This window comes from Nostoc sp. T09 (genome assembly GCF_002154695.1).
Lineage (GTDB): Bacteria > Cyanobacteriota > Cyanobacteriia > Cyanobacteriales > Nostocaceae > Aulosira.
On record NZ_MTAV01000090.1, the window covers coordinates 1 to 15957 of the forward strand.

The 15957-nt window shown below is 42.2% G+C and carries 10 protein-coding genes and 1 tRNA gene; 4 read left to right on the plus strand and 7 right to left on the minus strand.

What is annotated here, in order from left to right; genetic code table 11:
• A partial coding sequence (locus tag BV372_RS18965; RefSeq protein ID WP_143845191.1) for a WD40 repeat domain-containing protein occupies nucleotides 1–462 on the plus strand: 462 nt, incomplete at its 5' end.
• Between the two features lie 556 nt (nucleotides 463–1018).
• On the opposite strand, the gene BV372_RS18975 is transcribed toward BV372_RS18965, so the two are convergent.
• The 6 genes from BV372_RS18975 to BV372_RS19000 all read right to left on the minus strand — a co-directional run bounded on the left by BV372_RS18975 (nucleotide 1019) and on the right by BV372_RS19000 (nucleotide 9535).
• Nucleotides 1019–1090: transfer RNA gene (locus tag BV372_RS18975), tRNA-Lys, on the minus strand.
• 62 nt (nucleotides 1091–1152) lie between these two features.
• On the minus strand, nucleotides 1153–3402 hold the full coding sequence (locus tag BV372_RS18980) for a GAF domain-containing protein (protein ID WP_086688053.1): 2250 nt from the start codon (nucleotides 3400–3402) through the stop codon (nucleotides 1153–1155).
• 461 nt (nucleotides 3403–3863) lie between these two features.
• Nucleotides 3864–4433 (minus strand): hypothetical protein, encoded by a 570-nt coding sequence (locus tag BV372_RS18985; RefSeq protein WP_086688054.1) that lies wholly within the window; start codon nucleotides 4431–4433, stop codon nucleotides 3864–3866.
• Nucleotides 4433–5677: a glycoside hydrolase family 10 protein gene (locus tag BV372_RS18990; protein WP_086688055.1), complete on the minus strand. Its 1245-nt coding sequence runs from the start codon at nucleotides 5675–5677 to the stop codon at nucleotides 4433–4435. The genes BV372_RS18985 and BV372_RS18990 overlap by 1 nt, the downstream gene beginning before the upstream one ends.
• Nucleotides 5678–6148: 471 nt before the next feature.
• Nucleotides 6149–7621 carry a glycolate oxidase subunit GlcD gene (gene glcD, locus BV372_RS18995; RefSeq protein ID WP_086688061.1) on the minus strand — a complete coding sequence of 491 codons (1473 nt, stop codon included), beginning with the start codon at nucleotides 7619–7621 and terminating at the stop codon, nucleotides 6149–6151.
• A 183-nt stretch (nucleotides 7622–7804) separates the two neighbouring features.
• Nucleotides 7805–9535, minus strand: coding sequence for a WG repeat-containing protein (locus BV372_RS19000; protein WP_086688056.1), 1731 nt, complete (start codon nucleotides 9533–9535; stop codon nucleotides 7805–7807).
• A 172-nt stretch (nucleotides 9536–9707) separates the two neighbouring features.
• Between BV372_RS19000 and BV372_RS19005 the strand changes: the two genes are divergently transcribed.
• Together BV372_RS19005 and BV372_RS19010 are read left to right on the plus strand one after the other, a co-directional pair.
• A complete protein-coding gene (locus BV372_RS19005) occupies nucleotides 9708–10415 on the plus strand; it encodes a Uma2 family endonuclease (protein ID WP_086688057.1) in 708 nt (235 codons plus the stop codon).
• A gap of 49 nt (nucleotides 10416–10464) precedes the next feature.
• On the plus strand, nucleotides 10465–12315 hold the full coding sequence (locus tag BV372_RS19010) for an adenylate/guanylate cyclase domain-containing protein (RefSeq protein WP_086688058.1): 1851 nt from the start codon (nucleotides 10465–10467) through the stop codon (nucleotides 12313–12315).
• A 191-nt stretch (nucleotides 12316–12506) separates the two neighbouring features.
• Here BV372_RS19010 and miaA read toward each other — a convergent pair whose 3' ends face one another.
• Nucleotides 12507–13403: a tRNA (adenosine(37)-N6)-dimethylallyltransferase MiaA gene (gene miaA, locus BV372_RS19015; RefSeq protein ID WP_086688059.1), complete on the minus strand. Its 897-nt coding sequence runs from the start codon at nucleotides 13401–13403 to the stop codon at nucleotides 12507–12509.
• A 282-nt stretch (nucleotides 13404–13685) separates the two neighbouring features.
• On the opposite strand from miaA, the gene gyrB reads away from it, so the two are divergent.
• Entirely contained in the window at nucleotides 13686–15623 is a 1938-nt protein-coding gene (gyrB, locus tag BV372_RS19020; protein ID WP_086688060.1) for a DNA topoisomerase (ATP-hydrolyzing) subunit B, read from the plus strand.
• Nucleotides 15624–15957 lie beyond the last annotated feature (334 nt).

Here is a 15957-nt window from a genome sequence, read left to right on the forward strand (position 1 = left end):
TTGCAAACTCTCAAAGGCCATAGCAATTTGGTCAATAGCGTGGCATTCAGCCCCGACGGCAAAATCATTGCCACCGCCAGTGATGACAACACGGTGAAGTTGTGGAATCTCTCTGGGCAGGAGTTGCAAACCTTCAAAGGCCATAGCAGTAGGGTCAGGGGCGTGGCATTCAGCCCCGACGGCAAAACCATTGCCACCGCCAGTGATGACAAGACGGTGAAGTTGTGGAATTCCTCTGGACAGGAGTTGCAAACTCTCAAAGGCCATAGCAGTAGGGTCAATAGCGTGACATTCAGCCCCAACGGCAAAATAATTGCCACCGCCAGTGTTGACAACACGGTGAAGTTGTGGAATCTGAATTTGGATGACTTAATGGTGAAGGGTTGCGCTTGGGTGCGGGATTATTTGCAGAATAACCCGAATGGGAAGGGGGAGAGGGTGTGTGATGGGGTGGGGAAGTGAGGGACAAGGGGGAAAGGGGAAAGGGAAAAGAGGGAAAGAGGTGAGCGCATCTCAAACATCAGTGTAATATGAGCCGCCTGCTTGGTGAGTAATACCGTTTGACTTTAAGATTGATGCACATGGGCAGGCTGGGGGAGCTGGGGAGGCTGGGGAAGCTGGGGGAGTAATTTGTATCAACAATTTCGTGAAATGGTATTAGTTATGAAGGAGATCTCGTTGGTTATAAACGAGATCCCATTGGTTATGAACGAGATCCCGTTGGTTATGAAGGAGATGCCGTTGGTTATGAATGAGGTCTCGTTGGTTATGAAGGAGATCTCCTTGGTTATGAAGGAGATCTCCTTGGTTATGAAGGAGATCTCCTTGGTTATGAAGGAGATGCCGTTGGTTATGAAGGAGATCTCCTTGGTTATGAACGTCGTGATTTGAGTGACTACAGCTTGTGAATTTGCAGAATGTGATGAATTGTGCGATCGCCTTTGGTGTTGGTGATGCGTTCACTGAAGGTGTTGACGAAGCGATCGCTATTTTCAGTAGTTGAATAATTCTCAGGAGGTGGGTGACCTGAGATTCGAACTCAGAACCAGCGGATTAAGAGTCCGATGCTCTACCGTTGAGCTAGTCACCCATACGAAGAGTGATTATAACAAATTGCTGGCAGCTTTACTAGTTCAGAATCAGAGAAATATTTTAGACTCTGGGGAATTTAACAATGAAGCTGGTTTGCCCTGCTACACTTTCTACTTGAATTGAACCGCCTAAATGTCTGACCATCTTTTGTACTAATGCTAGTTCCAGTCCAGTCCCGCTATGTTTCCAAGGATCATTTTTGGCGAGGTGATAAAACGGCTCGAAAATTCTTGCTTGTTGCTGGGCAGGTATTTCTAATCCCGAATTGTGAAAACAAATCTGCACCATATCTGCTATCAATTGCGCTGATACTGTAATTGTTTCACCCGCAGGTGTGTATTTGCAGACATGGCTCAAAAGTTCAGTGACGATTCGCTCTAATTCTGTGATATCTGTTTCTAAAGGTGGTATTGCAGTCTCAATTTCCAGCTTTAACTCCTGTCTCTGGCAAGCAGTGAGTTCGCGAAAAGATTCGACAATCGGAACTAGCCAGGTTTCTAAGTCAATGGCGATTAAAGTTTGAGGATCGAGTAGATCGTCCTGATGTGTGAGTGTCAGCAAGTCGTTAATTAAGTTATTACCTCGTCCACACTCGCTATGGAGAATCTGCAATAGTTGCGGCACTATGTCTTTATCGGATAATCTTTCTATTGCGATCGCACTTTCGAGAGTTTGGGCTGCAAGGCTGATGCTGGTGATTGGTGTGCGCAGTTCTTGAGCTAAGGCGCGGAGAAATTCGCTTTTGAGACGTTCGATTGTTTCTAACTCTTTAACCTGGGTTTGGATGGTTTCATGCAGCCTAGATTTGCGAATCGCGATCGCACATTCATCTGCTATCTGCTGCACCAGTCCATTTTCTAATTCATCAAAGGGCTGTTGTCTAGCGCGGATCAGCCAAAGATTCCCAATCACTCCTTGGTCATCGAAAATTGGATAAGCTATCTGGGTGATTACTCGTAATTCTGGTTGCCATCCCTGCATAATTTCTACAGAATGCAGAGGTTGTTTTTGCAACAATCGTTGATAAACTTCGGGGAAGTCTGCAACTCGTTTAGTCAATCCTTGACATAAAGGTGAGCTATTACTGTACTCATAGACAATGGTTGCTAAGGTGCAGTCACTATCATATAGTTCAATGTGGCAGCGATCGCTTTTGAGTAACTGAGCCAATTCTTGAATAACTGCTTTTAGTACCTGATTTGTATTGAGGTTATCGCGGATTTTTTCAGTAATACGTCGCCCTAGTGCTTGAAATTCCTGAATCTTTTGCAACTGGGCTGTATATTGTTGCCTTTGCAACTCCATCTCAGCTTTGATCTGTTGTACTTGCTGCTGAAGTTCTGCTTGCTGGGCTGCAATTGTGATTTGGGTTGCTAGGTGCTTGAGTAAGTCAATTTCTGTGTCTTGCCATTGATGGGGTTTACCGCAATGTTGGGCAATCAATAGCCCCCACAACTCCTGCTGCAAGAGAATTGGCACAACTAGATTAGCTCGTACTTGCAAAGAGGCGAGAAAATCTATTTGGCAAGGATGTAACCCGGCTGCATAAATGTCTTCGATAACTTGAATACCACCTCGCCTGTAGCGTTCTCTATTTTTGTTGCTGAAGCAAGGATCTGTGATATTTTTATCCAACAACGGGCCGCTAGCAGCTATGGTTGCTTCTGCAACGATCGCATCATTACCATTAGCCAAGAAGCGGTAAACTAAGACGCGATCGCTGTCTAATATATTCCGCACTTCTTTGACTATCTGTTGCAGAATTGTCTCTAAATCTTGAGATTGGCAAATTTTTTGGGCGATCGCTTCCACTAGTTGCGCTCTTTGATCCTGAAGCCTCCCACCTCGTTCTACCTGCTTCGCCGGAGTAATATTACTACTAGTCCCAATCAGTCGGTAAATTTTGGAGTTAGCATCCCGTAATGGTGTCAGCGTCGTACTCCACCAAGTGGGAACTCCTTGAAATTGCAAGCATTGTTCGTAGGAAATGGTTTTGCCAAAGCGCACACAGTCAGTATAGTGCTGCCGTACTCTAACAGCATCCATTGGTGAGAGAATATCTTCTGGTCTTTTGCCTTTGAGTTCATCTGAGCGCATACCAACCCATCGTTCATGGGTAGGGTTAAGCGCCACATAGCGAAAATCCCCATCTTCCAGAACATCAACCACAAAAATAGATGCTTGCCCAGAATCGTAGATGCTAAGTAGAAACTGCTCACTACTAGTTTTGTCCGCATCTTTTCCGAAGAGAAAGTAAGGCGGTGATAGTGGTTTCAGCTCTACAGTTGATTCGGATTGATTAATATTCATGCGAGAGTCCCTGTCTGGTATTACTGACTCATCTAGGCGCTCTCTCTTATTTTTACTGTGGTAAGAATGCTCCTTAGCGCCTAAAGCAAAGGATTGTCAGCCTTTATTTGTCGATATTTGTGTCTTTCGCTATTTCTCTTCAGAAATCTCGGAAAGCGCATAATAGTAAGCTTAACAAATCCTGCCTGCGCCTTGAAGCCGAAAATGCATAGGCAGGTTAGTGCTAAGTTACTTGATATTGATTGTTAATAATGCCTTAAGATTTTTGCACACATTTTAGATAGAATCAAGCAGGTTCTTCAAGAACTGTGACAATTCTTAATACAATTAGCTGCAAGTGTTGAGGGCAGGCGTGCAGGGGAAGGAAGAAATAATACCAATTCTCCACAAGGGTGCGGAGATTGATGTATGTGTCGTCATATTTTAGAAATCCCTAATCTAATCACTAAAAGTGGATGAACTTAATTCAGTAATTTGTAAGCATTAATACCTGTAAGGATTGCAACTACCAACCAGGCGATCGCCAAACCTATGACTTCGCCTAAAAATACCTGTGTGAGTTGGCGTAAAATTACGCCGATAGCAGAACCGATCGGCATGGCAATTGCCCAACTTACTGCACTAATGAATATCCAGCGCCAAGCTAAAGGAACTGACTGGTAAATTGCTAACCATTGAGCTAGTCCAATTACAAAACCGCCAACTGCGCCATAAAATGCTCCAGAGAGGATTCTGAAAGCCAGCACCTGAGTTGTGGGTACAAACCAACCCAATGCACCAACGCCAATAACTGCGATCGCTGTCCAACCCAAAACAGTGAACAACACCCACTTCACATAGAAGCTTGTGTGTCTGAGGATGAGACTTTGAGCCAAAGCGATCGCTAATCCACCAATCACAGCTTGTAGCACACCCAAATCGGGCTGTTCACCAATTTCAATGAGTAGTAAACTCACTAAAAAACCGCTAAAAGTAGCTACAGTCCACCGCAATGTAAAGCTAAATTCAGTTTTAGCAGGCGCAAATAGCATCAAATTTTCTTTGGTAGTAGGAGTGGTCTTGCAGCTTTGGTATAGAATATCTCTCGAAAAGCCTTGCGCCGCTGTTGGGGTGATTCTGGCGAGATATAACCCCATAAACTTTCCCAGTAAAAAAATGAAATACCAGGAAATTTGCGCTCGCGCACTACTTGAACTTGTTCTTTAACTTGAGCAATATCCACAGAATCGCGTAAGGTTCCACTTGATATTCCAATACCTACAGGGATTTGGCTACGAGCAAATTCCACCGCTGGCTTTTCCAGTTCAGCGATAAAACTACGTTTGTTATCTCGATATACCTGCAAAATCAACTCATCCACCAAACCTTTTTTTACCCAATCTTCCCAATTTTGCAAGTAGTATTTGTAGGCAAAAGCTTGAGAGTTAGGAGATAAAGAAATTTTGACATGAGGTTTAACAGCTTTCACAGCTTGATAGATTGCTGCCATAAAATCAGTAATTTTGTCAGATCGCCAATGCATCCATTCTGGGTTAAAAGGATTTTTTGGCGGACTTTTACCTTGATGTTCTTGCCGATATAGTTCGATGGTAAAAGCATCGTAACCAAACTGCACTGGCATCCCAAAATGATCGTCAAGCTGAATGCCATCCACATCATAATTGCTAACAACTTCCACAATTAGCTCTTGAATAAACTCCTGAACTTGCGGATGCAGCGGATTAAGCCAAGCTTGCTTACTGATATGACTATTGTCGATTTCTTCTGGTGGGATTTCTTTAATAGATTTGATACCTTCTTGCCCAATTGTCAACCAATCCGAGTACCGCCTTGCTAATTCAGAATTAGGTGGTGTCATGAACCCGTATTCAAACCAAGGGACAATACTTAAACTTTTAGGTTTAGCAAGTTTAATCAACTTGTCTAAAACATCTCTACCACCATGCATTATTTTGAGCAAAGTTTGCGTATCTGAACCAATAACTCTTTTGGCAACTGCACTATTGTAAAAAGTATGTCCTCTATTCCAAACTACAGGATAAACCGTATTAAAGTTGAGTGCCGAGAGTTGGTTGACAGCGCGGTTAATACCCCAAGGGACAAATAATACACCACTAGCAACATTAGTTAGCCAAACGCCACGAATTTCTGTTGTGGTTGAATGACTGGCTTTCTGGTAATTAACTGAGTGAGAAGGAAGCGAAAATGCTATTAAGCATAATATTAATTCCAAACACAGCCAGTAACAAAAATAACGGCGGGCAAACCGATTCATCTGTGGGCTTGACTTACTTTTGAAGGAATAGAAGGAATATATATAACTACAAAATAAATTTCAATACTCCGGATCATGTAGATATATGTTGATTTTTCGTGAGATCCGAAGATGCAATTAGCAAAAATTCAAATCCATCAATTTTTGAGAATATCAAACATAGCTTGATTGTAAAAGAGTATAAACATGCAAAAAAAGCCTGTTATAGCAGGCTTTTATACTATAAAATTCATTAACAAAGTCGGGTGGCCAATGCCCACCAAAACTCGGTTCTGCTGAGCAAGATCCCACGAGAACTTGTACAACGCACTGGCTTCCGTACTTGTGTTTCAAAAATCAAATAGAAACTTTAGAATATTTATCAGTTAACAAAGCTTGAGTTAGAAAGTTAGTCTCCAACTCAAACTTAAAACTTTCAAAACTTAGAGTCTCTAACTTACAACCAAAAAACTGTTCACTGTTAACTGTTAATTAAAATCTTTCAACTCCTTCAAACTGCTTGACACTTGCTGCATTTGCCGCCTCACCACAAGTGCGTGGCGTAGGAAATATCTTCTCTGGATTTGCTAAACCTTGAGGATTAAATACTTGCCTTACCCATTGCATAGTTTCTAAATCGGTTTGGCTAAACATCTCTGGCATATAGCACTTTTTATCTGCACCGATACCATGTTCACCAGAAATGCTACCGCCTACTCTTACACAAAGTTTGAGAATTTCTCCTCCTAATTCTTCAACTCTCTCTAAGGCTCCAGAGATAGAATTATCATAAAGAATTAGTGGATGAAGATTGCCATCACCCGCATGAAATACATTGGCAACACGATAACCATATTGTTGACTTAATAACTCAATTTCTTGCAACACATAAGGTAATTGAGTTCGAGGAATTACACCATCTTGAACATAATAATCTGGGCTTAAATGTCCAGCAGCAGCAAAAGCAGCTTTGCGCCCTTTCCACAGTTTTAAGCGCGTCTCTGGATCGCTAGCAGAAGTTACACTACGCGCACCATTCTGTTTACAAATTTCGATGACTCGCTGTTTGTTACCTGCAACTTCTACTTCCAAACCGTCGATTTCTATAAGCAAAATTGCTGTAGCATCGCGGGGATAACAATTTGTTGCCACAACATCTTCAACAGCATTGATGCTGAAGTTATCCATCATTTCCATACCACCAGGAATAATTCCCGCACTAATGATATCGGAAACCGCAGCCCCAGCAGCTTCAACACTAGTAAAGTCTGCTAACAATACACAAATTGATTCCGCACTTTTGAGAATTTTTAGCGTAATTTCTGTAGCGATACCCAAAGTGCCTTCTGAACCCACAAATATACCTGTTAAATCATAACCAGGCATTTCGGGAATTTGTCCTCCCACATCGACAATTTCACCATCAGCAAGTACCAGCTTCAATCCCAAAACATGGTTAGTAGTTACACCATATTTAAGGCAATGTACGCCACCAGAATTTTCCGCGATGTTGCCGCCAATCGAGCAGATAATTTGGCTAGAGGGGTCTGGTGCATAGTAAAAGCCAGCACCACTTACCGCTTGTGTCACCCAACTATTAATCACTCCTGGTTGCACAACAGCCCTTTGGTTTTCCAAATCAATGCTGAGTATTTGCCGCATTAATGAAGTCACAATTAAAACTGAATCTTCTCTAGGCAAAGCGCCACCAGATAAACCAGTCCCAGAACCTCGTGCAATGAAGGGAAGAGAGTATTTGTTGCATATCTTCACAACCGCAGCAACTTGTTCTGTAGTTCTGGGTAGTACAACTATCGCAGGACGTTGGCGATAGCCTGTTAAACCATCGCATTCATAAGTAATCAGTTCCTCACGACGTTGCACCACGCCATTTTTGCCAAGAACAGCCTCGAATGCGTTGATGATCGGTTTCCAGTTACGTTGTTGTTTATCTTGGGTGAGCATAAGTGGTTTCTTATAGGGATGCACTAGCAACATAGCCTGCAAATGCAGGACTAATACTAAACAATATTGTGGCAGGAGTTACAAGAGTGCGATCGCATGGTTGCTATTTATTTGTTTAGAGAATTTACTGAAGTAATTTAGGCAAACCGTATCATATCGAAGGAAAGGCTAAAGTTTCACAAACTAATAAATAAACCTTCCAATCTTGTTGATATAACGCACCTGCCCACTAATTTTGACCCATGCTAACCCTTCAGAGAATTCATCTGCATGATCAAACTGTGGAGAGATGGCTAGCTGCCCGCTTTTGTTGATGTAGCCCCACTTGCCACCAATCTTGACCCGTGCTAGCCCTTCCGAAAATGCTTCTGCATGATTAAACTTTGGTGTGATGGCTAGCTGTCCGCTTTTATTGATGTAGCCCCACTTGCTACCAATCTTGACCAGTGCCAGTTCTTCAGAGAAGCCCCTAGCATCATCAAACTGGGGTGGGATGGCTGGCTGCCCACTCTTGCCGATATAGCCAAATTTGTCACCAATCTTGACTCGTCCAAGTTCTTCAGAGAAGCTCCAAGCATCATCAAACTGGGGTGGAATGGCTAACTGCCCACTCTTACCGATATAGCCAAATTTTTCAGCAATTTTGACCCATGCTAACCCTTCACAGAAGTCCCCAGCATCATCAAACTGGCATGGGATGGCTAGCTGCCCACTCTTGTCGATGTAGCCAAATTTGTCACCAATTTTGACTAATGCCAGCCCTTCAGTGAAGTTTAAAGCTTCATCAAACTGGGGTAGAATGGCTAGCTGCCCACTCTTGCCGATATAGCCAAATTTGTCACCAATCTTGACCAGTGCCAGTCCTTCAGAAAAGTCCCAAGCGTCATCAAACTGGGGTGGGATGACTAACTGCCCACTCTTGTCGATGTATCCAAACTTGTTATTCTGCCTGATAACTGCCAGTTTTGTCAAAAATCTCCAGGCTTGATCAAACTGGGGTGGAATAACTATTCTCCCGGTTTGGTCAATATAACCATACTTACCATCTATATTGATTTCCTTTGGTGAAATTATTACAGATGATGAAAGTAAAGCTGCTTTTTTTAAGGCTTGCAGCGCTTCACCAGCATCTACATAGCGCTGCTGAGAATTGTAGCGCACCATTTTGGTTAAAATTTCTGCTAGTGCCTCGCTTATTTGGGCTTGTTCTTGCCAGATGACTTCTAATGTATTGGGATCTATTTTTAGTTCATTTGGCGATACTCCAGTCAGAGCTTGAATAGCTGTCATACCAAGTGCATACACATCACTACATAGCTTAGGATGTCCATGAAACTGCTCACTTGGCATATAACCACGGGTGCCAATTGGAATAGTACTGCTGATATTTCCTTGGGCATCCACTCCCAAAGAGCTAATTTCTTTGACAATCCCAAAATCAATTAAAACGAGTTTATTATCAGAATACCGCCGCATCAAATTCAATGGCTTGATATCTCGGTGAATCACCTTCTGTTCATGGACAAAGGCTAGCACTTCCAAAACTTCTTCCAACAGTTGAATTACATCCGCCTCATTCCAAGGGTTTCCTGAAGTGATTTCGTAGCTTAAGTCTTGTCCATCAATAAATTCTTGAACAAGATAAAATTCTCTATTTTCCTCGAAGAAGTCGTAAAGTTTAGGAATTTGCAGATGGTCTTTACCCAATTTGAACAAGATTGCTGCTTCTTTTTTAAATCTTTTTTCTGTATCTAGGTCTGGAGTCTGGGGTCTGATCAGCCTCTTAATGACACATTTATACTGAGGCATGACGGGTAAATCCTGGGGATATTCAGCTAAATAAGTTTCGCCAAATCCACCACGAGCTAATTTATTAATGATTTTGTAACGTTGTCGTAGTATTTGTCCAATCATTATTCAGATTCTACACACCAATCTCTGTAGATTTTGACACAACCTAATCAGTCATTCTAGCTAAACGTAATTATTCTGCTATTGGATGTGCAAAAACTGCTATTTGTCTCCATAGCCTCTCTTCCCCAATCAACTAAGCTATAAATAATGCTCTCAAATAGTGGATAAATTCATGGTTGAGCAACTTCTAATCAATGATGATAATTACTACGTGCCAGATGCCAACCAGCTAATCACCGAAGATGATACGCCTGTGGATAATTTTGCTTCTGAAAAACAACAACGCCTTTTGGTTGGCTCTCTTTACAGTTCTAAACAGCAGCAAACTTTCTTAGCAGCAGCTAATGTAGGCATTTATCACGCCTACAAACAGCCTGCTATTGTACCTGATGTCTTTGTGAGTTTTGATGTTCAAGTCCCTGAAAAGTGGTGGGAAAAACAAAATCGCTGTTATATGCTTTGGGAGTTTGGTAAACCGCCAGAAGTGGTAATTGAAATTGTCTCAAATAAAGAAGGTGATGAATTAGGTAAAAAGCTGAATATTTATGAACAAATGCGAGCCAGTTACTATATCCTATACGATCCTACTCAGCAGTTAGGAGAAAAAATCTTGCGTGTTTATGAATTAAGAGGAAGACGCTACTTTGAAACTTCAGAAACCTGGCTTGAACAAGTTGGTTTAGGTGTAACTCTCTGGGAAGGTGAATTTGAAGGTAGACAAGATATGTGGTTACGCTGGTGCTATCAAGATGGTACTGTTTTAGCAACTAGAGATGAACGTGCTGAACAAGAAAGGCAACGTGCTGAACAAGCTGAACAACGCGCTCAATTATTAGCGGAAAGACTTCGAGCTATGGGTATAGATCCTGATACTCTCTAGTAAAATTTTACAGGCATGACAGGGGAACAAATAAGGCCGAGGTTATGCAATGAATAATTTGATTTCTAGAGTTTGGAGCTTTTTCCTGAGTCTGCTTTTCAAGCAAACTGTCCTGATTCTTTTGCTCTTATTCTCCATTGGAGTGGGTGTAGCTTTAGCTAATATGTCTAGTCTCTCGACTAGCCTAATACAGTCACAAGCACTCATGAATGCGGAATTGGAAGCCAAGTCAATTATTGATGCTTGGAACCTTTATAGCAATGCTGCTGCCGATCGCGCCAAAAAAGTAAAGGGGATTAGCATTACCCATAACTACCTGATCAAAGAAGGTGCCATTCCTCCGCCAGCAACTTATGCGATCGAACTGGGAAAGAACATCAGTAAAACACAGAATGGGATGGCAATCCGTTTATATAGCGATTACCCCTTTCCCTGGCGAAAAGCTGAAGGTGGGCCCAGAGATGATTTTGAGCAAAAGGCACTTACCTATCTGAGACAACATCCTGAAGAGAAAAATTTTTCTCGTCTTGAAAAAAAAGATGGTCGTAGCTTATGGCGATATGGGGAATCTGTCCGTATGGAGCCTAGCTGTGTTGCTTGTCACGATACTGACCCTAATAGCCCAAAACGAGACTGGCAGGTGGGAGACGTGCGAGGAGTTTTGGCAATTACTCAGTCTCTAGATAGCTTCACAGAACAGACTAATAAAAGCCTGCAAACAACATCTGTAATGTTGGGTGGATTATCTGTATTGGGTCTTTCAGGGTTGACTTTGGTTATTAGTAGGCTGCGTCAATCTACCAGGGAGTTAGAGGTGCGTGTCACAGAACGTACTGCTGATTTGGCTCAAGCTAACACAGACTTAGAAAAACGCAATTCACTGATTCGCCAGGTGTTTGGACGTTACCTCAGTGATGATATCGTAGCTAATTTATTGGAAAGCCCTGAAGGATTAAAACTTGGTGGTGAGAGACGGAAAATCACCATTCTGACATCAGATTTAAGAGGATTTACAGCTATAGCAGAGCGATCGCAACCAGAAGAAGTAATTAGTATCCTCAACATCTATCTTGAATACATGGCGGATGTAATTACCCAGTATCACGGATCGATTAATGAATTTATGGGTGATGGCATTTTAGTTTTGTTTGGTGCGCCAACACCAAGAGAAGATGATGCTGCTAAAGCGGTAGCTTGTGCTTGTGCCATGCAATTAGCAATGGGTGCTGTTAATGAAAGGCTGAAAAATTTAGGCTTTCCCCAACTAGATATGGGTATTGGAATCAATACTGGGTTGGTAATTTTGGGAAACATTGGCTCACAAAAACGCACCAAGTACGGGATTGTCGGTAGTCAGGTAAACCTAACTTATCGCATTGAATCTTACACAACAGGTGGTGAAATTCTGATTTCAGAAGAGACATTAAAAGAAGCTGGGTCAATTGTAAAACTAAATGGACACAGACAAGTACAACCCAAAGGGGTAAAACAACCAATTACTATATACGAAGTTTACGGAATCAGCGGAACTTACAATCTCTTTATACCCAGAGAAGAAGAAGAATTTTTTCCACTTCCGGGAATCATCCCTGTACAATACACATTTTTGGAAGAAAAGCATATTAGTGAAACTATATATCAGGGAAGTATAGTTGAACTTTCAGCTAAGGGTGCTAAGGTACGCAGTGAAAATGCCATAAGAGGTTCATTACCACCTGCACAGACCAATATCAAGCTCAAATTATTAGTACCAAACATTCCACCAGAACTTAAAGAAGATATTTATGCCAAGGTATTCGACAAACCAACAGAAAATGGCAGTTTTTATATCCATTTCACTGCTAAACCTCCAGCTATACAGGCGAGATTAGACGCTTTGTACCAATCTATAAAAGGTTAGTATTGTATAGCAATTCTATTTGTATTGGCAGTTTTTTCGCGATCGCGCAGCGTTTCCAACAGAAGAAAACTGCCATTAGTCAATAGTCATTTATCATTCGTACTTTATCATCAAGGATTGAGTAAACATATAAATATAGACAAATTTTTTTTACATTAGTTTATTAATATTGTTTTTCTAGATAAAATTTATCAAATATTAATAAACTCCTCTACTCGCTGTAAAACTTTAGCGAACAAATCAGGATCATCTGCATCAAACCACTCAATTTGTGGATATCCTCGAAACCAAGTGCGTTGTCGCTTAGCAAATTGCCGCGTATGTAAAACTATTAATTCTTTGGCTTCATCCAAAGAAATTTCCTCAGCCAAATATTGCTTGATTTCTTGATATCCTAAGGTGTTCAACAAAGGTAAATCAGCACCGTATTTCTGATAAAGATAATCGACCTCAGCAACTAATCCATCTGCTATCATCTGCTCGGTACGCTGATGAATCCGTAGGCGTAGCCTTTCGGCATCACAATCTAAACCAATTTGCAAAATCGGATAATCTGGGGGGTTCTCCCCTTGTTGTGCTGAAATTGGGATTCCCGTAACATAATACACTTCTAATGCTCTAAAAGTACGTACTGAATCATGGGGATGAATTTTTTGTGCAGCAGTAGGATCAACTTGTTGCAACATAGCGTAAAGTTGATTTTGAGAAATTTCTTCGAGTTGCGATCGCAATTCTGGTTGGGGTGCCACTCTCGGAATCTTCATGCCTTGAACAATAGAACGTATGTATAAACCAGTACCTCCAACAAGTAACAGGGGAGAACCAGAAACAGAAGCAATTAAAGCTTGCGCTTGTTCTTGGTAATCTGCTACCGTCATCGTGTTTGTGGGAGCGCAGATATCTATTAAATAGTGCGGCACTAATTTTTGTTCCGCTACTGTAGGTTTAGCTGTGCCAATATTAAACTCGCGGTAAACTTGGCGAGAATCTGCACTGAGGATAACAGTATCCAACCCCATAGCTAAAGCCAAACCCAGACCCGATTTACCTGTGGCCGTTGCTCCACAAATTACAACCAATTTAGTCATTTAGTTATTACTCATTAGTTACTTAGTCAAGAGTTCATGGTCATCAGTCAAGAGTCAAGAGGCAATAAATAATGGGCAAGGTTCATTAAGTTTTTTATTCCTTTCCCTGCTCCCTGGCAACCTGCCCATGCTTCCCCAATTTCAAGAGGGTTGCAGTCCCTGTATAAACTTCCCACAAAATTGCCCTACAGACGTCACCAAGGCTTTTGTGTTAGAATTTTGGAGTGATTTGACTTTTTTAGCCTTTTGGCGATTTCAACCCCACGCATCAGGAGAATTTTCATGACGAGCAGTTACAGTGCCGATCAGATTCAAGTTCTGGAAGGTCTGGAAGCCGTCCGCAAACGACCAGGTATGTACATCGGTTCCACTGGTCCGCGGGGACTCCATCATTTAGTTTACGAGGTGGTGGACAACTCTGTTGATGAGGCTTTGGCTGGTTATTGCACCCATGTGGAGGTGGATATCAACGCTGATGGTTCTGTTACTGTAACAGATGATGGACGGGGTATTCCTACCGATATTCACCCAAAAACAGGAAAATCGGCCTTAGAAACTGTGTTGACTGTGTTGCACGCTGGGGGTAAGTTTGGCGGTGGCGGCTACAAAGTTTCTGGAGGTTTGCACGGGGTTGGGATTTCTGTAGTTAACGCCCTGTCTGAGTTTGTTGAGGTTACAGTTTGGCGAGATAAAAAAGTTAATCTCCAGCGTTATGAACGGGGTATCCCAGCTACCGAACTGCAAGTCAAGCCCTACAAAGAAGCCAGAACCGGAACTTCAGTCACCTTTAAGCCAGATACCCAAATTTTCACTACTGGCATTGAGTTTGATTACATCACTTTATCGGGTCGTTTGCGGGAGCTAGCGTATCTGAATGCAGGTGTCAAAATTACTTTTACTGACAACCGCCTAGACCTACTGAAAAGTGATACACCCAAGGTAGAAAGCTACGAGTACAAGGGTGGTATTAAAGAGTACATTGCCTACATGAACCGCGAGAAGCAGCCCCTGCATGAAGAAATTATTTATGTGCAGGGAGAACGCAGCAATGTGCAAGTAGAAGTTGCCTTGCAGTGGTGTACTGATGCTTACACCGATAATGTACTAGGATTTGCCAATAATATTCGTACAGTTGATGGTGGTACTCACCTAGAAGGTTTAAAGGCTGTTCTGACTCGGACATTAAATACGATCGCCCGCAAGCGTAACAAAATTAAAGAAAATGAACCTAACCTCAGTGGTGAACACGTCCGCGAAGGGCTGACAGCAGTTATTTCTGTAAAAGTCCCCGATCCAGAATTTGAAGGACAAACCAAAACTAAACTGGGTAATACGGAAGTTCGAGGCATTGTTGATTCTTTAGTTGGCGAAGTACTCACCGAATACCTGGAATTTCACCCTGGTGTTGCCGATGCAGTGTTAGATAAAGCTATCCAAGCTTTTAAAGCCGCCGAAGCAGCACGTCATGCGCGGGAGTTGGTGCGACGCAAGTCTGTACTAGAATCATCGCCGTTACCTGGTAAGTTGGCTGATTGTAGTACTCGCGATCCCAGCGAATCGGAAATCTATATTGTTGAAGGGGACTCAGCAGGCGGAAGTGCTAAACAAGGACGCGATCGCCGTACCCAAGCAATCCTCCCCCTACGCGGTAAAATCCTCAATATTGAGAAAACTGACGACTCCAAAATTTATAAAAACAATGAAATCCAAGCGTTAATTACAGCACTTGGTTTGGGCGTCAAAGGTGAGGAATTTGATGCTTCCCAACTGCGCTATCATCGCATAGTGATTATGACTGACGCTGATGTGGATGGGGCGCATATCCGTACACTATTGTTAACATTTTTCTATCGGTATCAGCGAGCATTGATTGAACAGGGTTTCATCTATATTGCTTGTCCTCCACTATATAAATTAGAACGGGGACGTAATCATGATTACTGCTATAGCGATCGCGAACTACAACAAAAAATCGCCACATTTCCTAGCAATGCCAACTACAACATCCAACGCTTCAAAGGTTTAGGTGAAATGATGCCAGAACAACTCTGGACAACGACAATGAACCCAGAAACCCGCAAAATGAAGCAAGTGGAAATTGAGGATGCCGCAGAAGCCGATCGGATTTTTACAATTTTAATGGGCGATCGTGTTGCTCCCAGGCGAGAATTTATCGAAACTTATGGTTCTAAACTCAATTTAACGGATCTAGACATCTAAGGGACTTCCAAATAAATAATTATCCCATCGCTTTTGAAGCTGGGGTAGCTGGGGTAGCTGGGGAGGCTGGGGGAGAAAGAATCTAATCGTCGTCTTCGCGTCTCAAAATTGGATAATTTAATTTCTGGAAATCCCTAAGTAAGCTAATAAGTTTCTAGTAGCTTTATCTCCTCACAGCGATTTTGAGGTTAATACACCACATTACAGGGCGCGATAAATGCGCCCTGTAATGTTTTCTAGCCCCTAATCCCTAGTGTTGCGTGGTGGAAATAATTAACGTCAGTTCGGGTTAAGGAGGTTTATTAAACGTTAAATACCTGAAACAGCGCAAGCA